The organism is Streptomyces sp. AJS327 (assembly GCF_013450295.1).
GTDB lineage: Bacteria > Actinomycetota > Actinomycetes > Streptomycetales > Streptomycetaceae > Streptomyces.
In genome coordinates this window covers 481,935-506,266 of record NZ_SKBR01000004.1, presented here as the reverse complement: position 1 = coordinate 506,266, position 24,332 = coordinate 481,935, and the positions used below count along the sequence as shown (strand labels likewise).

At 73.0% G+C, this 24,332-nt stretch carries 23 protein-coding genes; 12 read left to right on the top strand and 11 right to left on the bottom strand.

The window, feature by feature from the left end:
• Positions 1–226 precede the first annotated feature (226 nt).
• Complete coding sequence (locus E0L36_RS23995) at positions 227–757, top strand: hypothetical protein (protein ID WP_219637066.1); 531 nt, start codon at positions 227–229, stop codon at positions 755–757.
• Positions 758–837: 80 nt separating this feature from the next.
• Here E0L36_RS23995 and E0L36_RS23990 read toward each other — a convergent pair whose 3' ends face one another.
• From E0L36_RS23990 to E0L36_RS23980, 3 genes are all read right to left on the bottom strand, one after another.
• Positions 838–2,595 carry an ABC transporter ATP-binding protein gene (locus E0L36_RS23990; protein ID WP_180931348.1) on the bottom strand — a complete coding sequence of 586 codons (1,758 nt, stop codon included), beginning with the start codon at positions 2,593–2,595 and terminating at the stop codon, positions 838–840.
• A complete protein-coding gene (locus E0L36_RS23985; protein ID WP_180931347.1) occupies positions 2,592–4,505 on the bottom strand; it encodes an ABC transporter ATP-binding protein in 1,914 nt (637 codons plus the stop codon). The genes E0L36_RS23990 and E0L36_RS23985 overlap by 4 nt, the downstream gene beginning before the upstream one ends.
• Positions 4,506–4,790: 285 nt before the next feature.
• The gene (locus E0L36_RS23980; RefSeq protein ID WP_308416909.1) at positions 4,791–5,909 is read right to left on the bottom strand and encodes a serine hydrolase domain-containing protein; all 1,119 of its coding nucleotides are present in this window, start codon (positions 5,907–5,909) and stop codon (positions 4,791–4,793) included.
• 180 nt (positions 5,910–6,089) lie between these two features.
• Here E0L36_RS23980 and E0L36_RS23975 point away from each other — a divergent pair, with 180 nt between their 5' ends.
• From E0L36_RS23975 to E0L36_RS23960, 4 genes are all read left to right on the top strand, one after another.
• On the top strand, positions 6,090–6,755 hold the full coding sequence (locus E0L36_RS23975) for a TetR/AcrR family transcriptional regulator (RefSeq protein ID WP_180931346.1): 666 nt from the start codon (positions 6,090–6,092) through the stop codon (positions 6,753–6,755).
• Between the two features lie 276 nt (positions 6,756–7,031).
• A complete protein-coding gene (locus tag E0L36_RS28035) occupies positions 7,032–7,616 on the top strand; it encodes a helix-turn-helix domain-containing protein (protein ID WP_258016599.1) in 585 nt (194 codons plus the stop codon).
• 49 nt (positions 7,617–7,665) lie between these two features.
• Positions 7,666–8,550, top strand: a complete 885-nt coding sequence (locus E0L36_RS23965) for a hypothetical protein (RefSeq protein ID WP_180931345.1) — start codon at positions 7,666–7,668, stop codon at positions 8,548–8,550.
• A 169-nt stretch (positions 8,551–8,719) separates the two neighbouring features.
• On the top strand, positions 8,720–9,061 hold the full coding sequence (locus E0L36_RS23960; protein ID WP_180931681.1) for a DUF2516 family protein: 342 nt from the start codon (positions 8,720–8,722) through the stop codon (positions 9,059–9,061).
• Between the two features lie 203 nt (positions 9,062–9,264).
• Here the strand turns inward: E0L36_RS23960 and E0L36_RS23955 are convergent, their stop codons facing one another.
• Both E0L36_RS23955 and E0L36_RS23950 read right to left on the bottom strand, forming a co-directional pair.
• Positions 9,265–10,680 (bottom strand): PP2C family protein-serine/threonine phosphatase, encoded by a 1,416-nt coding sequence (locus E0L36_RS23955; RefSeq protein WP_374705589.1) that lies wholly within the window; start codon positions 10,678–10,680, stop codon positions 9,265–9,267.
• 591 nt (positions 10,681–11,271) lie between these two features.
• Positions 11,272–12,348, bottom strand: coding sequence for an NlpC/P60 family protein (locus tag E0L36_RS23950; RefSeq protein WP_308416908.1), 1,077 nt, complete (start codon positions 12,346–12,348; stop codon positions 11,272–11,274).
• A 515-nt stretch (positions 12,349–12,863) separates the two neighbouring features.
• Between E0L36_RS23950 and pstS the strand changes: the two genes are divergently transcribed.
• The 4 genes from pstS to pstB all read left to right on the top strand — a co-directional run bounded on the left by pstS (position 12,864) and on the right by pstB (position 17,080).
• Positions 12,864–13,997, top strand: a complete 1,134-nt coding sequence (pstS, locus tag E0L36_RS23945; protein ID WP_180931343.1) for a phosphate ABC transporter substrate-binding protein PstS — start codon at positions 12,864–12,866, stop codon at positions 13,995–13,997.
• A gap of 96 nt (positions 13,998–14,093) precedes the next feature.
• A complete protein-coding gene (gene pstC, locus E0L36_RS23940) occupies positions 14,094–15,089 on the top strand; it encodes a phosphate ABC transporter permease subunit PstC (RefSeq protein WP_180931342.1) in 996 nt (331 codons plus the stop codon).
• Complete coding sequence (pstA, locus tag E0L36_RS23935) at positions 15,086–16,165, top strand: phosphate ABC transporter permease PstA (RefSeq protein WP_180931341.1); 1,080 nt, start codon at positions 15,086–15,088, stop codon at positions 16,163–16,165. Before pstC ends, pstA begins: the two co-directional genes overlap by 4 nt.
• 138 nt (positions 16,166–16,303) lie before the next feature.
• Positions 16,304–17,080 (top strand): phosphate ABC transporter ATP-binding protein PstB, encoded by a 777-nt coding sequence (gene pstB, locus E0L36_RS23930; RefSeq protein WP_180931340.1) that lies wholly within the window; start codon positions 16,304–16,306, stop codon positions 17,078–17,080.
• Positions 17,081–17,315: 235 nt separating this feature from the next.
• Here pstB and E0L36_RS23925 read toward each other — a convergent pair whose 3' ends face one another.
• Together E0L36_RS23925 and E0L36_RS23920 are read right to left on the bottom strand one after the other, a co-directional pair.
• Positions 17,316–18,311: an inorganic phosphate transporter gene (locus E0L36_RS23925; RefSeq protein ID WP_180931339.1), complete on the bottom strand. Its 996-nt coding sequence runs from the start codon at positions 18,309–18,311 to the stop codon at positions 17,316–17,318.
• 6 nt (positions 18,312–18,317) lie between these two features.
• On the bottom strand, positions 18,318–18,938 hold the full coding sequence (locus E0L36_RS23920) for a DUF47 domain-containing protein (protein WP_180931338.1): 621 nt from the start codon (positions 18,936–18,938) through the stop codon (positions 18,318–18,320).
• A gap of 187 nt (positions 18,939–19,125) precedes the next feature.
• Here E0L36_RS23920 and E0L36_RS23915 point away from each other — a divergent pair, with 187 nt between their 5' ends.
• Entirely contained in the window at positions 19,126–19,482 is a 357-nt protein-coding gene (locus E0L36_RS23915; RefSeq protein WP_180931337.1) for a metal-sensitive transcriptional regulator, read from the top strand.
• A 465-nt stretch (positions 19,483–19,947) separates the two neighbouring features.
• Here the strand turns inward: E0L36_RS23915 and E0L36_RS23910 are convergent, their stop codons facing one another.
• A complete protein-coding gene (locus tag E0L36_RS23910) occupies positions 19,948–20,139 on the bottom strand; it encodes a hypothetical protein (protein ID WP_219637114.1) in 192 nt (63 codons plus the stop codon).
• Between the two features lie 188 nt (positions 20,140–20,327).
• Entirely contained in the window at positions 20,328–21,209 is an 882-nt protein-coding gene (locus E0L36_RS23905) for a hypothetical protein (RefSeq protein ID WP_180931335.1), read from the bottom strand.
• A gap of 240 nt (positions 21,210–21,449) precedes the next feature.
• Between E0L36_RS23905 and E0L36_RS23900 the strand changes: the two genes are divergently transcribed.
• On the top strand, positions 21,450–21,701 hold the full coding sequence (locus tag E0L36_RS23900) for a hypothetical protein (RefSeq protein WP_180931731.1): 252 nt from the start codon (positions 21,450–21,452) through the stop codon (positions 21,699–21,701).
• A gap of 79 nt (positions 21,702–21,780) precedes the next feature.
• Here the strand turns inward: E0L36_RS23900 and E0L36_RS23895 are convergent, their stop codons facing one another.
• Both E0L36_RS23895 and E0L36_RS23890 read right to left on the bottom strand, forming a co-directional pair.
• Complete coding sequence (locus E0L36_RS23895) at positions 21,781–22,479, bottom strand: phosphatase PAP2 family protein (protein WP_180931334.1); 699 nt, start codon at positions 22,477–22,479, stop codon at positions 21,781–21,783.
• Between the two features lie 227 nt (positions 22,480–22,706).
• A complete protein-coding gene (locus E0L36_RS23890; RefSeq protein ID WP_180931333.1) occupies positions 22,707–23,708 on the bottom strand; it encodes a bifunctional lytic transglycosylase/C40 family peptidase in 1,002 nt (333 codons plus the stop codon).
• Positions 23,709–24,003: 295 nt separating this feature from the next.
• Here E0L36_RS23890 and E0L36_RS23885 point away from each other — a divergent pair, with 295 nt between their 5' ends.
• On the top strand, positions 24,004–24,312 hold the full coding sequence (locus E0L36_RS23885) for a hypothetical protein (protein WP_180931332.1): 309 nt from the start codon (positions 24,004–24,006) through the stop codon (positions 24,310–24,312).
• Positions 24,313–24,332: the final 20 nt, after the last annotated feature.

Here is a 24,332-nt window from a genome sequence, read left to right as displayed (position 1 = left end):
GGCGGGGTGGCGGGGCGGCAACGAGGAGGGGCGGCCCCACACGTCCGGCGCCACCGGAACCGCCGGGCCGCCGGAGACGTCCGGGCCACCGGAGCGATCAGGGACCGTCCGGACCGTCAGCGGGGACCGGCACCGGCCGGGGCCGTCACCACAGCGTCGTACAGGGGGAGTCGTGTTCAGCTCGTACCAGAGGAGTCTCCGCAGGCGGTACTCGCGCGCGCCGGTCATGGCGGCGCCCGCGCCCTGGCGGCCGGTGCTGGACCGCACCACTCCCATCGGGGGTCTGCTCGGCGTCGGCTTCGCGCTCCACCCCGACGACGGGCGGGACCTGGTGATGGTCGTCTCCAGCGACGGCCACGGGCTGTTCGACGCGCGCACCGGGGAGAAGCTCGCCCGGGACCGCGATCCCGACCCGGAGTCCAGCACCCCGGAGGACTCGCCCGAGCTGTGCTGTCCGGGGCTCGGCCCGGTCTCCGGCGTCCCGGTGCGGATCGCCGGGCTGTTCGGCGGTGGCCTGCACAGCTCCGCCCCGACCGGCTGGAGTGTGGACGTGGTCAGCCCGGAGTGGCCGCACGAGCGGGTGATTCTCTCCACCCGGGGCGGGGTGCACCGGGGCGAGCCGGGTGAGACCTGGTGGCACGTCCACCACGCCGACTACTCGGAGTTGCGCGCGGCGGGCTTCTCCCCCTCCGGCCGCACCCTCGCCGTCGCCACCAGCAGCGACCTCACTCTGTGGACCCAGGAGCCCTCGGAGTAGGGGGAGTTCGTCTCGCCGACGGGTGCCGGACGGCGGCCGCCCCGCCGCCCGGCGCCGGTTGACGAAATTGACGAACTCTCCTACCTCAGCGGCTTGTTCATCGCCCACTGGGGCTGAGGCGGTGAACTGAGCGCCGGGGCCAGGGAGATGTTCCAGTACTCGGCGTACCGGCCGTCCTGGCGCAGCAGTTCGTCGTGGTCGCCCTCTTCCACGATCCGGCCGCCGTCCAGGAAGACGATCCGGTCGGCGCCGCGGACGGTGCGGGGGCGGTGGGCGACCATCACCACCGTCCGGCCCGCCATCAGCCGTTCGATCCCCTCGTGGACGGCGGCCTCGTTGGCCGGGTCCAGCGCGGAGGTCACCTCGTCCAGCAGCACGACGGGGGCGTCCTTCAGCAGGGCGCGGGCGATCGAGACGCGTTGGCGTTCCCCACCCGACAGCCGGGCGCCGCCCTCCCCGATGTGCGCCGCCCAGCCGCCGGGCAGCCGCTCGACGACCTCGTCCAGCCGGGCCGCGCTGGCCGCGGCGCGCACCTCGGCCACGTCGGCGTCCGGGCGACCGAGGCGGACGTTCTCCTCGATGGTGCCGTCGAAGAGGTGGACGTCCTGGAAGACGATGGCGAAGTGGGACATCAACTCCTCGGTGCGGACGGCTCGTACGTCCACTCCGCCGATCCGCACCGCGCCCCCGTCCACGTCGTGGAAGCGGGCGAGCAGCCGCAGCAGGGTGCTCTTCCCGGCGCCGGACGGCCCGACGACCGCGAGCCGGCGCCCCTGCGGCACGGACAGCGAAACCCCGTCCAGCACCACGCGGTCGCCGCCGCCGTGGAAGACGACCGAGTCCAACTCCAGGCCGTGTCCTGCGGGTTGCTCCGGCTTGTCGGGTTCGGGCAGTGGTTCGGCGCGCAGTACGGCGTCGAGTCCGGACAACACCGTGCGGGCACCGCGGAGTTGGCCGCCGATGTCGGCGAGCGACAGCAGCGGGTCCGCGCAGCGGGCGGCCAGCACCAGGGTCGCCAGCGTCTCCGCCGGGCCCAGGGTGCCGCCGAGCGCGAGGTGGGTGCCGAGCGTGAGCAGCGCGGTGAACACCGCCTGCACGGTGAGCGCCAGGCCCAGCACGCCGGGTACCGCCGACACCGTGGATCGGCGGGAGGCGTGTTCGAGGTCCCGCAGCGCGTCGTCGAGCAGCCCGAACCGCTCCTGGCTCCGGCCGCCGGCGCGCAGCACGGGCTGGGCCCGGAGGTACTCGATGACGCGGCCGGTGGCCTCGTGTTCGCGTTCGACGCGCTCCGCGTCCCCGGCGGCCGTGGTCCGCCCGGTCCAGAGCTGGATCGCCGCGACGAGGGGGACGGCGAGCAGCGCGGCCAGCCCCAGCTGCCAGGTGACGGCCAGCATCACGACGACGATGGTCAGCGGGGTCACGCAGGCGGACACGAACGGCGCCAGCAGGTGCGCGAGGACGCCCATCGCGTCCAGGACGCCGCGGCTGGCGAGGACGGAGACCTCCCCGAGGCGGGCGGTGCCGTGCCAGCCGAGGGGCAGCCGGGCCAGGTGGTCACCGAAGCGGTGGTAGGTGCCGCGCAGCAGTTCGGCGCCGACCCGGAAGCCGGACAGGTCGCTGAGGTAACGCAGCGCAGCGTAGGCGGCGACGGCGCCGCCGAAGGCGGCGAGCCAGGGCCAGGCGTCCCGGGGTGTGTCCCCGAACAGGGCGCGCAGCACCGGCACGAGCAGCGCGTAGGACAGCCCCTCGGCGATCGCGGTCGTCGTCATCAGCGCCACGGTGCGGCGCGTCGGCCGGGCGTACTCGTGGCCCAGCACTCGCGGCAGGGTACGGATCATCGGGGTTCGTCTCCTCGCCGCGGCGCCCCGGGGGGCGCGGTCCGGTCATCGGGCGGCGCGGTGGTGTGCGTCGCCCAGAACGCGGCGAACGCGCCGCCGCGGTCGAGCAGTTCGGAGGGGCGGCCGCGTTCCGTGATTCGCCCGTCCTCCAGCAGCACGGCGGTGTCGGCCGCGGCGACCGTCTCCAGGCGGTGGGCGATGACCAGGACGGTCCGCTCGCCCGTGAGCCCCTCCAGGGCCCGGCGCACGGCCTGTTCGGTGCGCGGGTCCGCGAAGGCGGTCGCCTCGTCGAGCACGAGGACGGGCGCGTCGGTGAGCAACGCGCGGGCGAGCGCGATCCGTTGGGCCTCGCCGCCGGAGAGTTCGGCGTCCTCCCCGATCACCGAGTCGTATCCGCGCGGGAGTTGACTGATCCGTTCGTGGATCTGGGCGAGCCGGGCGACGCGGACCACCTCCTCGCGGTCGGCGTGCGGCAGGGCCAGCGCGATGTTGTCCGCGACCGGGGCGCGCAGCAGCCGTACGTCCTGGAAGACGAAGGAGACGGTGCGGTGGAGGTCGTGGCTGGCGAGCTGGCGCAGGTCGACGCCGCCGAGGGTGACCGAGCCGTGGGTCGGGTCGGAGAACCGGGGCAGTAGCTGCGCCAGCGTCGACTTGCCGCCGCCGGACGGTCCGACGAGCGCGGTGACCGTGCCGGGTTCCAGGGTCAGGTCGACGCCGCGCAGCACCTCCCGGCCCGGCTCGTAGCCGAACCGGACGTCCCGCAGCTCCACCCGGTGCCCTTGGGGCGCGGCCGGGCGCGCGGGCTCCGGCAGCGGGGGCACCGCCAGCACCTCCCGGATGCGGCCGAGCGCGCGCTGGGCGGCCCGCAGGTCGTCGAAGCCGTGCCCGAGCCCCGCGACCGGGGCGGTCAGGCCCAGTCCGAGCAGCAGGAAGGGCAGCAGGTCGGCGGGGGCGAGCCCGCCGTGGACGATCAGCGCGGTACCGCCGGTCAGGACGGTCAGCAGCACGAACGGCGGGGAGAGCGCCACCTGCATGCCGGCCGCCACCCCGGACACCCCGCGCACCCACCGGCGGAAGGTGTCGACGAAGGCGTCCGCCGCGACTCGGAAGCCGCGGTGGGCGCTGCCGGTCCCGCCGAAGACCTTGACCACCGCGATACCGCGCACGAACTCGACGACGGAGTCGGTGATCCGGCCCATCGCCGCGTCGTACTCCTCCTGTTCGCGCTGCCGGGCGGGCGTCATCAGCAACGGCACCAGCGCCAGGGCCAGCGCCACGGGGATCAGCGTGATCAGCGTCAGCCGCCAGTCGACGGTGAACAGGTAGACCAGCGACACCAGCGGCACCACGAAGGCGGAGACCAGCTCGCCGGGGGCGTGCGCGATGAACGGGTGCACGGCGCTGACGTCCTCGCCCACCACCTTCGCCAGCTCGCCCGTCCGGCGGCGGGAGAACCAGCCGATCGGGGCCCGTCCCAGCCGCGCGGCCAGCGCCCGCCGGAGCGCCAACTGGACCCGGGTGTCGAGGAGATGGCCGATGCCGGTGGAGGCGGCCGTGCACAGCAGCCGGACGAGGAGCCCCCCGGCGCCCCAGACCACCACCGTCCACACGTGACCGTGGTCGGCGGGGCCTGGCGACAGCAGCGCGCGGCCCAGCTCGACGACGGCCAGCAGCGGCGCCAGCCCCGCCACGGAGCCGACGACCTGGAGCAGCACGACGGCGGCGAAGGTCCCGGCGTACGGGCGCAGCAGCCCGGCCGTCGCCACGTCCGCGCCGGAACCCTCGCCGCTGGCGGCACCGGCCCCGGACCCGGTCTCGGGGTTCGTGCCGGTGGCGGCGCCGGGGTTCGCGCCGGTGGGTGGGGGCGGTGCGGACCGCTCCCGTCCGGCGTCCAGCTCGGTGGGGTTCATCGCTCTCCCGTCGTCGTCAGGCTCGTCCGGGGCGGCCCGCGCTCCGCGCGGCTCCCCACCGCCCCGCTCCCCGGCCGTCTCGCCCCGCTCGGTCCCGGGCCCGCCCCCCGGACGGGCCCCCGGAGGGGTCCACGGTGTCGGTCGCTCCGTTCGTCCACCGTGCCGGGGCCGCGCCGTGGGGTCTTGGACGAATGTCGCGAAGTCCCACCTCAACACCCTTGTGCCGCCCGGGAGATGACGTGCGGGGAGGTGCGGGGAGGGTGCCGGGGCCCGGTGTCCGGTGGGTCAGTCCCCCGCCGCCAGGCGGTGGAAGGCGGCGAGCGCCTCGTCGATGGGGTGGGGCCGCGGCACCCCCGAGGCGTCCAGCGCGTTCCAGCGCTGGAGGTTCACCGCGACGGCCACCTGCCGCCGGCCGTCGGCCCGGATCATGGCCAGCGCCCCGGCGCCCCAGACGCTGCCGTCGTGGCCCCAGAAGTCGTCCCGTCCGCTGGCCTCCATCGGGCGCAGGCCGAGCCCGTAGCGGATGGGCCTGCCCTCCTGGGAGATCACCGGGACGGTGCGGCGCATCTCGGCCAGTGACGCCGGGCTGACGATCTCGCCGGCCATCAGCAGGCGGAAGAAGCGGTTGAGGTCCGCGACGGTCGATATCAGCGAGGCCGCGGGCCCGACCCACGACATGTCGTAGACGCTGAAGTCGCGCGGCGGGTCGAGGCGGCCGAACCACGCCTCGTACATCCGCGAGTGCGGCCCCTCGATCCGTGGCTCGGTGGGGAGTTCGGTGTCCGGCAGCCCGGCGCGCTCGATGATCTCCCGGGTGATGTACCGCTCGGCCGTCGTCCCGGTCACGTGCTCCAGAAGGGCGCAGAGCAGCCCGTAGTTGGTGTTGGAGTACACCCCGGGGGTGCCACCCGGAGTGCCGACGGGGGATGCCGCGACCCCCGTCTCGACCAGCTCGGTGGAGTGATAGCGCGCGAGCCGCCGCTCCTCCAGGCTCTCCGGCCAGAGGTCCTGGATGACGGGGTACGCCCGGAGTGACGGATAGGCGTACGGCAGGAACTCGGCGAAGCCGCTGGTGTGGTTGAGCAGCATCCGGACGGTGACCTCCGCGCCCCGGTCGCCGGGGACCAGCCGCGGGAGGTACCGGCCGATCGCCGTGTCCAGCCCGATCTGCCCGCTCTCGACGTGCCGCAGCACGGCGGCGGCGGTGAACGTCTTGGTGACGCTGCCCACCCGGTGCCGCATGTCGGCGGTGACGGGACGGCCGGTGTCGACGTCGGCGACCCCGGCGGCGCCGCGCCAGACCTGGTCGCCGTCCCACGCCTCGGCGAACAGGCCCGGCATTCCGGCGTGGTGGACGTTCTCCAGGGCGGCGTCCAGCGCCGCGGGGTCCAGGGGCTTCGGCACGAGAGGTGTCCTTTCGGCTGGTCCGGACGTGCTCCCCTCGGTCGCCCGGCCCGGGGCAGGGCGCGAGGGGCGTACCGGCCCGGTCCCACCGGGGCCCGGCACGCTCACGCCCTCATTATGCACGCGGTGCGTGCAACACCAAGTGCACGAGTACCCTGAGGGCTTGACGAGAGGGGCGAGATGACGGGCCGACGGCGATGGTCGACGGAGGAGATCCTGGACACCGCGGCGGAGCTGCTGCGCACCGGCGACGCCGGGCAGTTCAGCGTGCGCCGGCTCGCCGCCGCGCTCGGCACCGACTCGTCCAGCCTCTACCGGCACTTCCGCAACAAGACCGAACTGCTGCGCGCGGTCGCCGACCGCATCCTGCTGTCCGCCGTCGACGGCTACCACCCCGAGGGCGACTGGAGGCAGCGCGTCACCGCGCTGGCCCTGCGCCTGCACGACGCGTTCGGCGAACAGCCCCAACTCGCCGCGGTCTGGGGGCGCTACGGCTCCGGCGGCACCGGGTCCCGGCTGATCCTGGAGGAGGCCCTCCGGGCCCTGCGCGCCTCCGGCCTGCCCGACGAGGAGATCCCGGGGCACTACCACCGGCTCGTCGTCCTGATCTCCGCCCTGATCTCCTCCGAGGCCGGCATCAACACCACCGCCCCCACGGAGTACGAGCAGGGCATGGAGCAGTTCCGGGTCGCGGTACTCGGCGCCGACCCCGAACGCTTCCCCACCCTGGCCCACTTCGCCCGCGAGATCCGCCCCCTCGGGGCCGACCGCCGCGCCGCGCTGGAGGAGATCCTCGACGCCCACCTCGACCACATCGCGGCCCGCATCCCCCACGGGACGCCCTGAGTCCACCCCTCGCGACCCCAACCCCCGCCCGTCCGGCCCCCGTTCGCACAGCACCCCGGCCCACGGCGGACGGACGACACCAGCCCCTCCCCCGAACCCCTGAACCCCCGGGCATCCGCGCCCGATCCCGAACCGCCTCGGCGACGCGGAGACCAGCCGGACCGGTAAGACCGGCCCTCCGCGGCCCGGCCGGACCGTGCGGGCTACCCGGCGGCGAGCGACACTGTTGCAAGCGGATGCTTGCAATAGTTAGCAAGCGGGTGCATGCTGGAGCACATGGCCTCCCTCAACGTCGGCAACCTCGGTGAGTTCCTGCGGGAACAGCGGCGTAACGCCGAACTGTCCCTGCGTCAACTCGCCGAAGCGGCCGGGGTGTCCAACCCGTACCTGAGCCAGATCGAGCGCGGGCTGCGCAAGCCCAGCGCGGAGATCCTCCAGCAGCTCGCCAAGGCGTTGCGGATCTCCGCCGAGACGCTGTACGTCCAGGCCGGGATCCTCGACGAGCGGGAGCGGGAGGACCTGTTGCAGGTACCGGCCGCGATCCTCGCCGACTCCGCGATCAGCGACCCGCAGAAGCAGGCGCTGCTCCAGATCTACGAGTCGTTCCGCAAGGAGAACGAGCGGTCCGGCGGCGCCACGCCATCGCCGGACGCGGCCCCCGGCCCCGCCCCGGAGGCGGCCGCCGAGCGCCCCGGCGCGGCCGGCGGCCCGGAGGCCGATACCGGACCGCGGGGCACCGCCCGGCCAACGGCCACCGGAAGCGCGCGGAAGGCCACCGGGGGAACGGGCCGACGGGGCGGGGAGAAGCCCCGGACCTCGAAGAAGACCACCGGCCGCACGTCCGGCCCAGCGGCGGACTGAACCACCCGTTCCGTCCGGAGCCACCAGTTCCATCAGGGAGTTGACCCTCATGCCCATCGCCAACGAACTCCGCAGGACCCTCAGCGACCCGACGCCGCTCTACTTCGCCGCGGGCGTCCTCGACAAGATCCGCGAGGAGGCGCCGGGCCGGGTCGCCGAGGTCCGCGCCACCGACCCCGGGGAGGTGCGGGCCAAGGTCGCCCAGCACGCCCGGGACGCGCAGACCCGGGTCAGCGAGGCGCTGAACGGCATCGACCTGGACATCAGGCGGCTGCGTGAGCAGGCGCAGCACATGGCCCTCCAGGGCGTCGGCGTCGCCGCTGAGTACGCGGTGAAGGCCCGCGAGACCTACGACGAGCTGGCCGACCGGGGGCGCGGCGCGGTCCGGCAGTGGCGCGGGGAGGACGCCCCGGGCACCACGGTGGTGACCGTGGAGCGCGGGCCGGTCAAGGTCGCCGAACCCCCGGCCGAGGAGCCCGCCGACGCTCCGGCCACCGGCGGCCACCGGACCGGCGGCACCCGGAGCACCCGGGCCCGGGGCTCGGCCACCCGGGACACGGCCACCGGCACCTCCTCCGAGGGGGCCGCCACGGCACCCGGCGCCGCGACGACGGACGGGACCGCCGAGGGAGCCAGCTCCGCCCCGTCCACCAGCACGGCGAAGGCGGCCCCCAAGGCCACCGAGTCCGCCAAGGCCGCCAAGGCCGCCAAGGCCGCCAAGGCCACGACGGCGAAGTCCAGCGGGGGCACCGGATCGGCCAGGACCGCCCGGAGCGCCCGGGGCACCGGATCGGCGAAGACCACCGGAACCGCCAGGACGACCGGGACCGCGAAGGGCGGCGGCGTGGCCGCCTCCGGCGAGGGGGCCACGGGAGCCGAGGGAGCCGGGCCCACCGGGGAGACCGGGGGCGCCGGTGACGCCGGGAACGCCTGACCGGACCCGGCCCGGGGGGCCGCCGCCCCGGCGGACGGTTCACCCCGGCCGGGTTCCCCCGGTCCGCTCTCCGTGACCGTGGCGCCCGCCGGGGTGGTGCACGCGCCGGACGGCCGGGGGTACGGTTGCGGCGGAGGCCCCCGCTCGAACGACGAGGAGAGTGAGCACCATGCTGGTGGATAACTTCCAGTTCGGCATGTGGTTGATCATCGACGTCGTGCTGATCGGGCTCGCGGTCTTCACCTTCGTCGACGCCCTGCTGCGCCGTGAGGACGCGTTCCGCGCCGCCGACAAGCAGACGAAGCCGATGTGGCTGATCCTGCTCGGCGTCACGCTCGCGGTGAACCTGCTGCTGCCGGGGATGTTCATCCTCAAGATCATCGGCGCCGTCGCCACCATCGTCTACGCGGTGGACGTGCGTCCGGCGCTCAAGCAGGTGACGGGCAACGGCCCGCGCCGGGGCGGCAGCAGCAGCGACGGTCCCTACGGCCCGTACAACGGCGGCCGCTGAGCCGGGCGGCCCCGCGGCCGCCTCCCGCGCGCCTCCCCGTACGTCCACGCACGCCGCTCGGTCCCCGGACCGGGCGGCGCCGTCGTGTCCGCCACGGGAGACGCGGACACGGGAGACGCGGAGACCGGAACGGAGACCCGGACCGGGCCCCCGACAACCCCCTCCCGGGGTTCCGGAGCGCCCGGGAGTCCGGGCTCCGCGCCTCAGGTGGACGGCGGGGGCGCGGGGGCGTCCCGGGCGAGGAGCAGCACCGCCACGTCGTCGGTCAGCTCACCCCCGTTGAGCCGCCGCACGTCCCCGACCGCCGCGTCCAGCAGCGCCTCGCCCCCGGCGCCCTCGGCTCGTCTGGCGCGCAGCAGTTCGGCGACGCCCTCCTGCCCGAGACGGCCGCGGCCCTCGCCGACCCGGCCCTCCATCAGCCCGTCGGTGTACATCAGCAGGCTCCAGCTGCCCTCCAGCGCGACCCGCGCGCGCGGCCAGCGGGTGCTCGGCAGCAGGCCCAGCGCCGGACCGTGGTCGGCGTCGCGCAGCAGCCGCGGGGTGATCTCGGACTCCTCCAGGAGGAAGGGCGCGGGGTGCCCGGCCAGCCAGACGCTGGCGCTGTTCCCGTCGGCCGCGATGTCGACGGCGCAGAGCGTCGCGAAGACCTCCTCGCTGGCCCGCTCGTGCTCCAGGACCCGTTGCAGGGTGCCCAGCAGTTCGTCACCGGAGAGCCCGGCGAAGGTCAACGCGCGCCAGGCGATGCGCAGTTCCACACCGAGTGCCGCCTCGTCGGGACCGTGTCCGCAGACGTCCCCGATCATCGCGTGCACGGTTCCGTCCGCGGTGCGCACGGTGTCGTAGAAGTCACCGCCCAGCAGGGCGCGGGAGCGGCCGGGGCGGTAGCGCGCGGCGAAGCGCAGCTCGCTGCCCTCCAGCAGGGGCGTGGGCAGCAGCCCACGCTCCAGCCGGGCGTTCTCCTGGGCGCGCAGCCGGCTCTCGGTCAGCTGCCGCTGGGCGAGGTCGGCGCGCTTGCGCTCCACGGCGTACCGGATGGCGCGCCCGAGCAGCCGACCGTCCAGTTCGTCCCGGAAGAGGTAGTCCTGGGCCCCGACGCGGACCGCCTCGGCGGCCCGCTCGGCGTCCGCGCCGTCCGTCAGCGCCAGCACCGCGTGGGACGGGGCGAGCCGGAGGACGTGCCGGAGGATGTGCAGTTCGCCGGGGCCGTGCGCCTCGCCCGCCGCCGCCTCGGACCGCGCGCGGGAGTGCCAGGGCCCGGGTTCGTCGTCCTCTCCCACGCCGTGCGGCAGCGCCAGGTCGAGCAGGATGCAGTGCACGCCGTCGGTCAGCAGCCGCTCGGCCTCGGTGAGGTTCCGCGCGGTGCGCACCCGGATCCGGCCCGAGCCGTCCAGCAGTTCGGGGACGCTTCCGGCGCCGGTCGGGTCGTCCTCGATGACCAGCAGCGTCAACGGCAGGGGCAGCCCGGTGGCCTGCCCCTCGCCCTGGTCCAGCGGCGCGGGCTCCGAACGGGGCTCCCCACCCGCCGGGTTCCCGGCGGGGTCGGGCGGGTGGCCGTCGTGGGGCGCGACACCGCGTCGCGCGGCGTCCGTCGGGGGCGCGGGCTCCGGGTGGGGGTCCATGCCCACCTGGTCTGGCGGCCACCCGGTGGAGCTGCCCCGTTCCACTCCTACGGGCATGATCTTTCCTCTTCCTCCCCCGGAACACGGCGGCGACGGGACCGCCGACGCCACCCCCGCTCACGGCGCGATGGTCGGTCGCCCGGCCGAGGTGTCCGGAGGGACGATAGCGTCCGTACGGCGCACGACGGAATGGGCCACGGGAAGGGCCCATGTCATATGTCCCACAGAACACCGCAGTTCAGGGCCCTGACGGCGACCTCCGGCGCCTGTCATGACCAACATCACGCCCGGTCAGCCAGCCCCCGCGTCCGCGAAGCGGAACGCTGTCGCGGCACGCGTCGCACATCACCCGAACCATCCGGACGTCCCCGGATCCGTCCGCGACGTCCACCGAACCCACCGGCGTCGCCCGGCCACCGAGGGCGCGACGCGGGGGCCGGACGCGTCCCAGCGGGGCGGTGGTCGTCCGTCCCAGCGGACGGCCCCGGCGAGCGGGGCGCGCGGCGTCGGCGGGCGGGCTCAGCTCCGGCTGACGGGCGCGGGGGACACGGGCCGGGGCTCACCTGCCGCACTTGTCGGGCCTGTCGGGGCTCACTTGTCGGGACGCACCACGCCCAGGATCGGCAGCGAGCCCGCGCCCTCCACGGTGATCGTCCGGCCGGTGCGCGGGGCGTGCAGCATCTCGCCCTTGCCGACGTAGATCCCGACGTGGCTGGCGTCCTTCTTGTAGATGATCAAATCGCCGGGGCGCATCTTCTTCAGCGGCACCCTGGGCAGCCGCTTCCACTGCTCCTGCGAGGTGCGCGGGATGGTCTCGCCCGCCGCCTCCCAGGCCCGCAGGGTCAGACCCGAGCAGTCGAAGGTGGTGGGCCCCTCGGCGCCCCACTCGTAGTCCTTGCCGAGTTGCTCCGTCGCGTAGGCGATGGCGCGCTTCCCCGCCCTGGACGCCTTCGCGTTGATCTGCTCCAGCGCCCCGGTCTTCAGCCACTTGGCGTGCCGGGCCAGCGCCTCCTTCTCGTCCAGCTCCCGCATCCGCTTCAACTCGTCGGCCTCCAGGGAGCGTTCCAGCTTCCGCGCCCTCTTCAGCTGAGCGGTGATCTTCTTCCGCGCCGCGGCCTTCCGGGCGCGCTCCGCCTCCAGCGCCTTCCCCTTCCGGGTGGCCTTCGCGGAGTCGTCGTCCAGTTCGGCCCTGGTCTGCCGGAGCCTGGCCAGGAAGCCGCGGGTGGCCTGCTGTCCCTTTCGGGCGATGGTGGCGTTGTGCAGGAAGCGCTCCGGATCGCGGCCGAGCATCAGCCGCGCCTCGTCCGGCAGCCCGCCCCCGCGGTACTGGGCGCGGGCCATCGCCCCGGCGGTGTTGGTCAGTTTGTCGAGGGTGCGCCGGGTGTCCCGGAGCTTTCCGGACAGCTTCCGGACCTGACGGCGCTGCGCCGTGGCGCGCTCGTCGGCGGCGTTGTACGCGTCCGTCGCGGAGCCCGCCCGGTCGTGCAGCTCCTCGATCTCGGCGCGGACGCTCTCCAGACTCCGCTTCTTCGGCGGTTCGTCCGGCGCCGCGTGCGCCGCGCCCGGGCCCGGAGCGGCGAGCAGCCCCAGCGCGCAGACCGTCACCAGCGCCGCGCGGCGCGCTCCGGCGCCCCCGGTGCCGTTCCGTATCCGTTCCTGGCCGCGCACTCCGGCCACCCCCGTCCTCCGCGTCAACTCCCGGCGCTGCTGGGGATGCTGCCATGTGGATGCGGAATACGACAGAGCGATCTGCCGGGACGTCCGCCCGCCACCACCGTCGTCCCGCGCGGGCCCCGCGCCCCACCGCTCCAGCGGAAGCCCCGCCTCCGCCCTGTACCGTCCCCGACCGCTCGCGACCACTCGCGCCGAGCGGTCCGTGCGCGGCGCCCGGGAGCGCCCCTCCACTCAGTCACGGATCGTGACCCATGGCCACCATCCGTGATATCGCAGGGGGACGGAGGGGGTGTGGACGGGGGTGCGTGGGGACCGAGGGGTGGCTACGGGGCCGACCGCCGAGATTCACCTCGCGTTCATCCACCCCCGTCGGCCACTTCACTTGCTCTGCCTAATTTCAGCCTTACTGGCGCGTGCCACCTCCCTCCGGGAACGCACCGCCAGCTGATCACCCGATCTCACCCCGCGCGCCGTCCCCACCGGCGGGCTCCAGGAAGGACCGAACGACAGTGAAGCTTCAGCGCACGAACCGGCTGCGCGCCCTCGCCGTCGGCGCCATCGCGGTAACCGGCGCCCTGGTGCTCAGCGCCTGCGGCTCGGACGACAACAGCGGCAACCCCGAGGGCGGCGGCAGCCAGGCCACGGGCGACATCGCCTGCGCGGGCGACGGCAAGCTACTGGCCTCGGGCTCCAGCGCGCAGAAGAACGCCGTGGACGCCTGGGTGAAGAACTACCAGGCGGCCTGCGAGGGAACGCAGATCAACTACAAGGACATCGGCTCCGGCGGCGGTATCCAGGAGTGGCTCCAGGGCACCACCGCCTTCGCCGGGTCCGACTCCGCGCTCAAGCCGGACGAGGTCGCCGCCTCGCAGAAGAAGGTCTGCAAGGCCGGGGGCGGCAAGGGCATCAACCTGCCGATGCTCGGCGGCCCGGTCGCCATCTCGTACAACCTGTCCGGCGTGGACGACCTGGTCCTGGACGCCCCGACCCTCGCGAAGATCTTCGACTCGAAGATCACCACCTGGGACGACGCGGCGATCAAGAAGCTGAACCCGGACGCCAAGCTGCCGTCCAGCAAGATCCAGGCGTTCCACCGCTCCGACGAGTCGGGCACCACCCAGAACCTCGGCGCCTACCTGAAGGCCGCCGCCCCGCAGCAGTGGAAGTACGAGGACGAGAAGGCGTGGCCCGCGAAGGGCGGCCAGTCCGCCTCGGGCTCCTCCGGAGTCGCCCAGCAGGTCAAGCAGACCGAGGGTTCCATCGGCTACTTCGAGCTGTCCTACGCGACCGCCAACGACCTCGACAGCGTCAAGATCGACACCGGCGCCGGGGAGCCCGTCGAGGCCACCACCGACAACGCCTCGAAGGCCATCGCCGACGCCAAGGTGATCGGTGAGGGCAAGGACCTCGCGCTGGAGCTGAACTACCGGACCGAGGCCGCGGGCGCCTACCCGATCATCCTGGTGACCTACGAGATCGTCTGCGACGAGGGCAACAAGAAGGACACCCTCAAGGCCACCAAGTCCTTCCTGAAGTACACCGCCAGCGAGGACGGCCAGAGCGCCCTCTCCGAGATCGGCTACGCGCCGCTCCCCGAGGAGATCGCCAAGAAGGTCCGCGCGACCATCCCGGAACTCGCCTGACCCCGGCGCGGCCGTCCCCCGCCACCGCGCAGGGACGGCCGCGCCATCCGGTGCACCGCCGCCAGGGGAGACCCTCCCCACCAGACCGGAGTCAGAATGGACACCACCACCACACCAGACCCCCAGCGGGCCCCGCAGTCGCCACCGCCGCCCCGCGGCGGGCCGGTCCGCGCGGGTGACCGGATATTCCGCGCGCTCTCCAGCGCCTCGGGGCTCATACTCCTGCTCATCATGGCCGCGATCGCGGTCTTCCTGACCTACCGCGCCAGCATCGCGCTGTCCGACAACTCGGTCTCCTTCCTCACCGCCTTCGAGTGGAACCCGCAGGGTGACCCGCCCGCCTTCGGTATCGGCGTCCTGGCCTTCGGCACCCTCGTCAGCTCGGTGATCGCGATGGTCATCGCGGTGCCGATCGCCGTCGGGATCGCGCTGTTCATCTCGCACTACGCACCGCGCCGACTGGCCAACCCGCTGGCCTACCTGATCGACCTGCTGGCCGCCGTCCCGTCGATCATCTACGGGCTCTGGGGCGCCCTGGTCCTGGTGCCGTACCTGGACGGTCTCAGCCGCTGGCTGGACCAGTTCCTGGGCTGGACGGTCATCTTCGACATGACCAACCCGGGCAGCCCGGCCCGCTCCATCCTCACCGTCGGCGTCCTGCTGGCGATCATGATCCTGCCGATCGTCACCAACGTGACGCGGGAGGTCTTCCTCCAGGCGCCGAAGGCCATCGAGGAGGCGGCCCTGGCGCTGGGCGCCACGCGCTGGGAGGTCATCCGGATGTCGGTGCTGCCCTTCGGCCGCTCCGGCGTCATCTCCGCCTCGATGCTCGGCCTCGGCCGGGCGCTCGGCGAGACCATGGCCGTGGCAACCGTGCTCTCCCCCGGCTTCCTGTTCTCCTGGCACCTGCTCGACCCGGGCAGCGGCACCTTCGCGCAGAACATCGCGGCGAAGTTCAACGAGGCCAACGAGTTCGGCCGGGACGCGCTGATCGCCTCCGGTCTCGTCCTCTTCGTCATCACCCTGCTCGTCAACGGCGCGGCCCGGTACGTCATCGGCCGCCGCAAGGAGTACTCGGGGGCCAACGCATGACCGAGACCGTCATAGACCGCCCCAGCGGCACCACCGCCACCCCCGACACCCCGCTGGCGCAGCGGCGGCTGCCGCGCTGGGCCCCGCTCGGCGTCGCCGGCGGCTCGGTGGCCCTCGCCGTCGGCCTCGGCCTGGTCGCGGGCTGGGAGAGCCGGGTCCAGTGGGGTCTGCTCGCCGCCCTCTTCTTCGTGGCCGGCACCTACGCGATCACCAGCGCCGTCGAGGGACCCCGGCAGGCCAGGGACCGGATCGCCACCAGCGTCGTCTGGGTCTGCTTCCTGGTCGCGCTGGTGCCGCTGGTCTCCCTGGGATGGACCACCGTCGAGCGTGGACTGCCGCTGCTGGACGGGTACTTCCTCACCCACTCGATGGGCGGGATGACCAACCTGGAGCCCGGCGGCGGCATCTACCACGCGCTGCTCGGCACCCTGGAACAGGTCGGGCTGGCGACGCTGATCGCCGCCCCCGTCGGCCTGCTGACCGCCGTCTACCTGGTCGAGTACGGGCAGGGCGGGCTGGCGCGGGCCGTCACCTTCTTCGTCGACGTGATGACCGGCATCCCCTCGATCGTCGCCGGGCTGTTCGTCCTCGCCTTCTGGAACCTGGGCCTCGGCTTCGGGCCCTCCGGCTTCGCGGGCGCCATGGCGCTGGCCATCCTGATGATGCCGATCGTCGTCCGCTCGACGGAGGAGATGCTCAAGCTCGTCCCGAACGAGCTGCGGGAGGCGTCCCTGGCCCTCGGAGTGCCGAAGTGGAAGACCATCATCAAGGTGGTCCTCCCGACCGCGATCGGCGGCATCACCACCGGCGTCATGCTGGCCGTGGCCCGCATCACCGGCGAGACCGCGCCCGTGATGCTGCTGGTCTTCGGCAACCCGCTGATCAACCCGAACCCCTTCTCGGGCGCGCAGGAGTCCCTGCCGCTGTACGTCTGGAACCAGTACAAGCTGGGCAACGAGGCGAGCATCGAACGCGCCTGGGCCGGAGCGCTCACGCTCATCGCCTTCGTGATGATCCTCAACCTGGTCGCCCGTGGCATCGCCCGCTGGAAGGCGCCCAAGGGAGCGCGGAGTTGACCGGCGCGCACCCCCGATCGCGCCCGCCGCGCGGCGGCGGCCCCACCCCCGGGGCCAGCCGCCCGGCCACGGCGCCACAGCCGACGACCGCAAGCCACCGGGGCGCACCCCCGGCCTCCGGAAGAAAGTGACAGTCCCATGGCCAAGCGCATCGACGTCAGCGGCCTCACCGCCTTCTACGGCGGCCACCGCGCCATCGACGACATCTCCATGACGGTGGAGCCCCGCTCCGTCACCGCCTTCATCGGCCCCTCGGGCTGCGGGAAGTCGACCTTCCTGCGCACCCTGAACCGGATGCACGAGGTCACGCCGGGCGGCCGCGTCGAGGGGAAGGTGACCCTGGACAACGAGGACCTGTACGGCACGGGCGTCGACCCGGTCTCCGTGCGCCGCACCATCGGCATGGTCTTCCAGCGGCCCAACCCGTTCCCCACCATGTCCATCTTCGACAACGTCGCCGCGGGCCTGCGGCTCAACGGCGGCCACAAGAAGAAGGAGCTCGACGAGGTGGTGGAGAGGTCGCTGCGCGGCGCCAACCTGTGGAACGAGGTGAAGGACCGGCTGAACAAGCCCGGTTCGGGCCTCTCCGGCGGCCAGCAGCAGCGCCTGTGCATCGCCCGGGCCATCGCCGTCGAACCGCAGGTCCTGCTGATGGACGAGCCCTGCTCGGCGCTCGACCCGATCTCCACCCTCGCCATCGAGGACCTGGTCGGCGAGCTGAAGTCGCAGTACACGATCGTCATCGTGACGCACAACATGCAGCAGGCGGCCCGGGTCTCCGACCGCACGGCGTTCTTCAACCTCGCGGCCGTCGGTCAGCCGGGGAAGCTCGTCGAGATCGACGACACCGAGCGCATCTTCTCCAACCCCTCGGTCCAGGCCACCGAGGACTACATCTCCGGCCGCTTCGGCTGACCGCCCCGGGGACCTCCCTCACACGTGCCGGGGATCGTCGACGGATCCGGCTCCCCGGCCGCCGCGCGGTGCTGCATGGCGGTGCCACCGCGCGGCAGGGCCCGCCTCCCTCGCGGAGGCGGGCCCACTTCCGTGTGCGGCGGGCCGCTGTGAGGCCGATATCCCCGCGCGGCGGCCCGCGCGCCGCCCGCGCGCCTCCGCACGCTCCCGGGTGCGGAACCGGCGCGGGGACGCGTCAGGCGAAGAGCAGGTAGATGACGCCATAGGTGAGGGCGGCGGAGAAGGCGGCGGCGGGCATGGTGATGAACCAGCCCAGCACGATGTTCTTGGCGACCCCCCAGCGCACCGCGCTCACCCGCTTCGTCGCGCCCACGCCCATGATCGCCGAGGTGATCACGTGGGTGGTGGAGATGGGGGCGTGGAACAGGAACGACGCGGTGTACATCACACCGGCCGCGGTGGTCTCGGCGGCGAAGCCCTGGGGCGGGTCCAGTTCGATGATGCGGCGGCCGAGCGTCCGCATGATCCGCCAGCCACCGGCGTAGGTGCCGAGGGAGAGCATCAGGGCGCAGGAGATCTTGACCCAGACGGGGATGCTGTTGTCGTCCTGCACGTCGGCGATGGCCAGCGCCATCACCACCACGCCCATGGTCTTCTGCGCGTCCTGGAGGCCGTGTCCGAGGGCCATACCGGCGGCGGAGACGGTCTGCGCGATCCGGAAACCGTGCTTCGCGCGGTGCGGGTTCGCCCGCCGGAAGGCCCACAGCAGCCCGCACATCACCAGGTAGCCGAGGCCCAGCCCGACTATGGGCGAGATGAACATCGGCAGGACGATCTTCTCCAGCACCCCGGTCCAGTGGACGGCGATGCCCCCGGCGAGCGCGGCGCCCACCAGTCCGCCGAAGAGCGCGTGGCTGGAAGACGACGGTAGGCCGAAGTACCAGGTGATCAAATTCCAGACAATCGCGCCGAGCAGCCCGGAGAACAGGATCGCCATCCCGCTCGCCCCGTGGGGCGTCTCGATCAGGCCACTGCTGACGGTCTTCGCCACACCGCTGCCCAGGAAGGCACCGGCCAGGTTCATCACCGCCGCCATCAGCAGCGCGGCCCGTGGCGTCAGCGCGCGCGTCGAGACCGAGGTCGCGATCGCGTTCGCGGAGTCGTGGAAACCGTTGGTATAGGTGAAGAAGAGCGCGACCCCGACGGTCACGACCAGCGCGAACGTGTCCACGAGCGGTCAGGACTCCTTGACCGCGATGGTCTCGACGGTGTTGGCCACGTGCTCGAAGGCGTCCGCGGCCTCCTCCAGTACGTCCACGATCTGCTTGAGCTTCATGACCTCGATCGCGTCGTACTTGCCGTTGAACAGGTGCGCCAGCAGCTTGCGGTGGATCTGGTCCGCCTGGTTCTCCAGCCGGTTGACCTCGATCCAGTACTCGGTGAGATTGTCCATCGTGCGCAGGTGCGGCATGGCCTCGGCGGTCAGCTCCGCCGCGCGCGCCAGCACCTCGATCTGCTGCTCGATGCCCCGGGGCAGCTGCTCGACCTGGTACAGCACGACGAGGTCGACGGCCTCCTCCATGAAGTCCATGATGTCGTCCAGGGACGAGGCCAGTTTGTAGATGTCCTCACGGTCGAACGGCGTGATGAAGGAGGAGTTCAGCTGGTGGAAGATCGCGTGGGTCGCGTCGTCCCCGGCGTGCTCCGCCGCCCGCATCCGTTCGGCCAGTTCGGCCCGCGCGGAACTCTCCGCCCCGAGCAGTTCCATGAGGAGCTTGGAGCCCGTCACGATGTTGTCCGCGGAGGCCGCGAACATGTCGTAAAAGCTCGTCTCCCTGGGGGTCAGACGAAAGCGCACTGGGGTTCCTCGGAATGCGTCGATGACGGTCTCGATGATGCTAGGCGCATCATCCGGCCACGGCGAACCGGCGTCACCCAGTGTCGCGCATGGAGGTTTCCACGCCACAGGGCCCTCCAGCCGATCCGGTACCATATACCCATGAGGGGTATAGATCACCCCTTCTTTGCCCGATTTGGGAGGACCCATGACGACGGCTGAGACCAGCGCCCCCGCCGACGCTCCGCCGGAAGGGTGCTGCTCGGCGCACGCCAGCACCGGCCAGCACGGCTACACCCAGGACAAGGACGCCTACCTCAAGCGGCTCCGCCGGATCGAGGGGCAGATCCGGGGCCTCCAGCGCATGGTCGACGAGGACGTCTACTGCATCGACATCCTCACGCAGGTCTCGGCCTCCACCAAGGCCCTCCAGTCCTTCGCCCTCCAACTGCTCGAACAGCACCTGCGGCACTGTGTGGCGCACGCCACGACGGAGGGCGAGAGCGAGATCGACGCCCGCGTCGCCGAGGCGACGGCGGCGATCTCCCGGATGCTCCGCACCTGAGGGTCCGCGGCCCACCTCCCCGGCCCCGCCCCGGTCACCACCGGCCCCCGCCCGGCGACGCCGATCGCGATCGCGCCTGACCACGGTCCCCGGCGAACCGTGCTCGCGCCTGACCGCGATCGAGGAAGCCCCGGGGCGGACGGAGGCGGCCCGGGAGGCGTTCCGCCGACCGGGCGCCGGTACCCGGGCCCCGTACCCCGCCCCCGGCTTCTCCCGACCCTGCCCCCGGCACCCGGTTCTCCCCGGCACCACCCGCACGGGACCGGTACCGATCGCCCGTATGGGAACGATGTCGAGGACGCGGGCGACCGCCTGGCGGGCCCGGATCAGCCCGGATCAGCCCGGGACACAGCCGGAACAGCCGGAGCGGTGAGACCGGTCGGCGCGCCCTCGGACCAACCGTACGGCCAGCACAGCGGACGGCCCGGTTCCGGGAGGCCGCCGGTCTCCGGACACGGCGGAGGGTCAGCTCAGCGGCAGGGCGGGATCGTCCGGATCAGCCGTGGCCCGGCGCAGCACCTCGTCGATACGGGCCACGCTCAGCCGTTCCTCCCCGGCCGCCTCGGCCGCGGACGCCGCGATCATCAACTCTCCGCACAGCTCTATCTCGGCGAGGGCCACGTGGTCCTGGACCAGCGACCCCTTCCTCGAAGGCACACGCACCACCCTCCTCGTGCTCACATCGAGACATCGCCATGCCGCGCGGCTCCTGGCGTCCCCACCCCAGAGTAGGGACGGCCACACCCTCCGCGCATGGCACTTCCGAACCATTTCCGGCCCGTCCAGGAACCCCTTCCCGGCCCCTCCGTGGGCTCCGGACGAGTCAGCGGACCGCCTCGCCGGTGCTACGGCTGGGCGATCCTGCCCAGGTGGATCTCGCCCTCCGGTGGCATGGTCACGTTCACCGGCTCACCGAAGCCGAACAGGACCGTGGTCGAGGTGACGCCACCCGCCATCCCCGCGACCCGGAATCGGTACTGGACCTTCCGGAGGCGCCCCTGCCCATCCAGGTACGCGTCAAACGGGACCGAGCGCTCCGAGAACCCCTTGGCCGCCGAGGCCAGTTGGGCGCGCCAGGCGGGATAGGCGGTCGCCGCCGCGCGCTCCAGGTCGACCACCCCCGAGTAGCCCCAGACCCGCTCGCCGCTCAGCCGCCGCGCGCTCTGGAACCGCACCTGCCGTGCGCCACGCAGCAGTTCGGAGGCGCTCACCGGGTCGGTGGCCCCGCCGGTGACGAGGTTGCCGTCACGTAGTTCGGCGGTCCGCACCCGCACCCACTTGTCCGGCGGGACGCCGCCGCCTCGGTTCTTGAGGTACAGCGCGCCGGGCGTCACCAGTTCCCGCACCACCCGGCGCTCGCCGGGCCGCGCCCCGGAGGTTCCCACCGGCAGGCGGAGGGTGAGGCGGCCGGTGCGCTTCCGGAAGTCGAAGGCGCCCTTCCCGTCGACGGTGACGCGGGTGCCGCCGCTGACCGTCCGGACCGCCGTCCGGGTCCGCGAGGTGCCGGCGCGGGTGAGGGTGTCCGCGGCGTCCCGCACCGCGGTGCGCGACGGGGCCGCTCCGGCGGGTCCCGGCTGCCCGGGGGAGGCACCGCGGCCGTCGGGCCCGCTCGCCGCGTCGCTGTCGGAGCAGGCGTTGAGCGCGACCGCGCAGACCACGGCGCCGAGCGCCGCCCCGGCCGAGGTCGCCCGTGGCCGCCGCCCGCCGAGTCGCCGCACCGCCACCATCGCCGCTGACCTTCGTTCGCCTGCTCACCGCCCGTGGCACCCTGGCGTCCACGGGGCTCTGCCAGCCGAGCCGGTCGAGCCCTCCCCGCGCTCGCTGGACGAGATGTCCGGCCCCGGGAGCCCGTCACTCCGGCGGGGCCAGAACTCGCGGACCGTCCGGGGACACCCCGGGAACGGCCCGGCTATCCCGAACCAACGAGGCCCCGGGGCCGCCCGTAACGGGGCGGGTAGCGTGGTCATGTGCGCGAACCCGCCCCCGAAGGCCCGCCGCCCGAACGCCCGCCCCCCGCCCCGAGCGGCGCGGGCCGCGAGGGAGACGGCGGGATCTGCACCCCGGCCGGGAGCCACGACGCGGCGCTCCCGCCGCGTCCCCACCCCACCCGGGTGCGGGAGAAGGGGCCGTTCGCCTTCGCGGAGTGCGGCTGTGGCTGGCGCGGTCCGGCCCGGCGGGCCCGGGACCGCGCGCGCACGGACGCCGCGGGCCACCCCTAGCCGACGGCGAGCCCCCGGCCGCGGAGCGCGGACCGGGGGCGAACGGGCGTTGGGGGCGCGGGAGTTCCGGCGCGGTGGGTCAGGCGGCGAGGTCCCGGTTGCGCTCGCCCTCGCGGGGCGAGGCGGAGGAGCCGCGCCGTCCCGGTCCGGGAAGGTCCCGGGGGCCGACCCAGACGAGCGGGCCCAGCTTCGAGGAGTTCGCGAGGGCGCGGGCGAGCGGGGTGAGGAGCCAGAGCGCGACGGGCGCGAGCAGCAGGGCGACGGCCGTTCCGAGCGCCAGGCCACCGATCACGTCCGTCGGGTAGTGCACGCCCATGTAGACGCGGCAGAAGCCGGCGAACACCGCGAGGACGATACCGACCAGCCCCATACGCCGGTTGACCATGAAGAGACCGACCGCGATCGCCATCGCCAGGGTGGCGTGGTCGCTGACGAAGGAGTAGTCGGTCTTCCCCTCCACCAGGACCTCCAGCCCCTTGTGGTCGAGGAAGGGCCGGGGTCGCTCGACGAGTTCCCGGATCGGGTAGTTCACCGCCACCGCCACCACGGCGGCCAGGGGGGCCCAGACCAACCCCGCGAATCCGGCGACGCCCTCCTCGCGGGTCTCCCCACGGCGGCTCACCCGCCACCAGTACCAGAGTCCGAGGAACGCCAGGGCCAGCAGCGTGCCGTACTCACCGACGTACTCCATGGTGTGGTCCGCCCAGGTCGGCGCGGACTCGGCGAGCCCGTTGATGTCGTAGAGCAGGTCGACATCCGGGTTGTCCCATACAGCCATGGTGGTGCGGCCCCTTCACTCTGCGGTGCTTCATCGCGACGTGCGCGCTGTCGACCCCGTTGTGGTCGCATTGGGACATCCCGCCCCGAACTGGAGAACGCGCCTCGACCCGCGGTACGTTCCGGCCTTACCCGAACGATCACTCTGCCGTTACCGAAGGGAGACCCCGCGCCACCGGCACGGACGTTCCTCCCGGCCGGGGCGGTGACCCCGGGTCCCCCGCGCGGTCAGTCACCGTCGGCGGTGGGCCGCGTGGCCCCGAAGTAGTTCGGGGTGTCGATCGGATCGAAGCGGATCTTCGCCCCGGTGTACGGCGCGTCGATCATATGGCCACCGCCCACGTAGATTCCGACATGGTCGATGGAGCGCGAATCGTTCAAATCCGTACCGAAAAATACCAAATCACCTGGGAGTAGTTCGTCCCGCTTCGGGTGCGGGCCGGAGTTCCACTGATCGTTGGCGACCCGGGGCAGTTCGATGCCCACGCTCTTGTACGCCGCCTTCGTCAGCCCCGAGCAGTCGAACCTGCCGCCCTGCTCCGGGGTGCCGTTGCCGCCCCAGAGGTAGGGGGTGCCCAGCTTCTTCTGGGCGTAGTAGATCGCGCCCGCCGCCTGCTTGGACGGCTCGACCCGGCTCTTGGAGGACGCGAAGGACTTCTCCATCTTCCGGATGGTGGAGACGTAGTTCTGGGTCTCGCGGTACGGCGGTATCCCACCGTGCTTGATCACCGCGTAGGCCCCGGCGTTGTAGGCGGCGAGCATGTTCTCCGTGCGGTCGCCCGGCGCGTCCTTCACGTACTTCGCCAGCTTGCAGTCGTAGCTGGCGGCGGAGGGGATCGCGTCCTTGGGGTCCCAGACGTCGCGGTCGCCGTCCCCGTCGCCGTCGACGCCGTGGGCGGCCCAGGTGCCCGGGATGAACTGCGCTATGCCCTGCGCCTCGGCGTGGCTCTGCGCGTCCGGTTTCCAGCCGCTCTCCTGGTACAGCTGCGCGGCCAGCAGCGCCGGGCTGATCTCCGGGCAGAGGTTGCCCCACTTCTGCACCAGCGCCTGGTACTTCGACGGCACGGCGCCCTTCGCGAGGCCCGCGGACCGGCCGCCGCCCACCCCGGCCGCCCCGCCCATCAGATGGGCGGCGGCCACGTAGGTGCCGACGACGAGCAGCGAGACGAACAGGGAGATGAGGCCGAGCACTCCGCCCACGCCCAGCAGCCACAGCTTCTTCGTCCGCACCCCTCAACTCTGCCCGATCCCGCACGGGTTCACCTCCGCTTTCGGCCAGTCTCCGCCCCTTCCGCATCGCTTTCCGTCACTCTTCGCCCTCTTCGCCACCGTTCCCGACCCGTTCACCACGGCCACCTCCGGCCCACGCCGAGCGGCCCGCGCCACGGGCCACAGGGGGCCACGGCGCGGACAGGCGCGGGGACGGCGCGGAGGAGGCGCACACCGCCCGGAGCCGCGCCGTGGACCACCATTCCGTGGCACAATCCGGGAGAGACAACACTCGACCCAGGGCGGTGAGTTCAGGATGTTCCTCGGTGCCGAAAAGGGCGACATCACCACCATCATCGGCGGCATCGCCCCGGACTGGGGCCCGTTCGGCTCGCTCGGACGCGAAGCCCGCGTGATGATCGAGGTCGTGATGGCCGTCGCCATCCTCATCTGCCTCGGCATCGCGATCTGGGGCGCGGCGAAGCAGCGGATCGGCGTCACCGCGATGCGCGACACTTTCAGCGCGGAGCAGGGTAAGGGGCTGATCGTCGCCGGGCTGACCGGCGTGTTCATCATCGGCTCCCTCGGTACCCTCTTCACCATCGTCTACGGCATGGCCGTCTAGCTGTCTCCACACCAACTCCC

Excerpts from the sequence above, each read along its gene's own strand:
- pstB (WP_180931340.1), top strand. The coding sequence starts at position 16,304 with ATGGCCAAGCGCATCGACGTCAGCGGCCTCACCGCCTTCTACGGCGGC.
- E0L36_RS23955 (WP_374705589.1), bottom strand. The coding sequence starts at position 10,680 with ATGGACCCCCACCCGGAGCCCGCGCCCCCGACGGACGCCGCGCGACGC.
- E0L36_RS23975 (WP_180931346.1), top strand. The coding sequence starts at position 6,090 with ATGACGGGCCGACGGCGATGGTCGACGGAGGAGATCCTGGACACCGCG.
- E0L36_RS23965 (WP_180931345.1), top strand. The coding sequence starts at position 7,666 with ATGCCCATCGCCAACGAACTCCGCAGGACCCTCAGCGACCCGACGCCG.
- E0L36_RS23915 (WP_180931337.1), top strand. The coding sequence starts at position 19,126 with ATGACGACGGCTGAGACCAGCGCCCCCGCCGACGCTCCGCCGGAAGGG.
- pstA (WP_180931341.1), top strand. The coding sequence starts at position 15,086 with ATGACCGAGACCGTCATAGACCGCCCCAGCGGCACCACCGCCACCCCC.
- pstC (WP_180931342.1), top strand. The coding sequence starts at position 14,094 with ATGGACACCACCACCACACCAGACCCCCAGCGGGCCCCGCAGTCGCCA.
- E0L36_RS23885 (WP_180931332.1), top strand. The coding sequence starts at position 24,004 with ATGTTCCTCGGTGCCGAAAAGGGCGACATCACCACCATCATCGGCGGC.
- E0L36_RS23960 (WP_180931681.1), top strand. The coding sequence starts at position 8,720 with ATGCTGGTGGATAACTTCCAGTTCGGCATGTGGTTGATCATCGACGTC.
- E0L36_RS23905 (WP_180931335.1), bottom strand. The coding sequence starts at position 21,209 with ATGGTGGCGGTGCGGCGACTCGGCGGGCGGCGGCCACGGGCGACCTCG.
- E0L36_RS23995 (WP_219637066.1), top strand. The coding sequence starts at position 227 with ATGGCGGCGCCCGCGCCCTGGCGGCCGGTGCTGGACCGCACCACTCCC.
- E0L36_RS23990 (WP_180931348.1), bottom strand. The coding sequence starts at position 2,595 with ATGATCCGTACCCTGCCGCGAGTGCTGGGCCACGAGTACGCCCGGCCG.
- E0L36_RS28035 (WP_258016599.1), top strand. The coding sequence starts at position 7,032 with ATGGCCTCCCTCAACGTCGGCAACCTCGGTGAGTTCCTGCGGGAACAG.
- E0L36_RS23985 (WP_180931347.1), bottom strand. The coding sequence starts at position 4,505 with ATGAACCCCACCGAGCTGGACGCCGGACGGGAGCGGTCCGCACCGCCC.
- E0L36_RS23895 (WP_180931334.1), bottom strand. The coding sequence starts at position 22,479 with ATGGCTGTATGGGACAACCCGGATGTCGACCTGCTCTACGACATCAAC.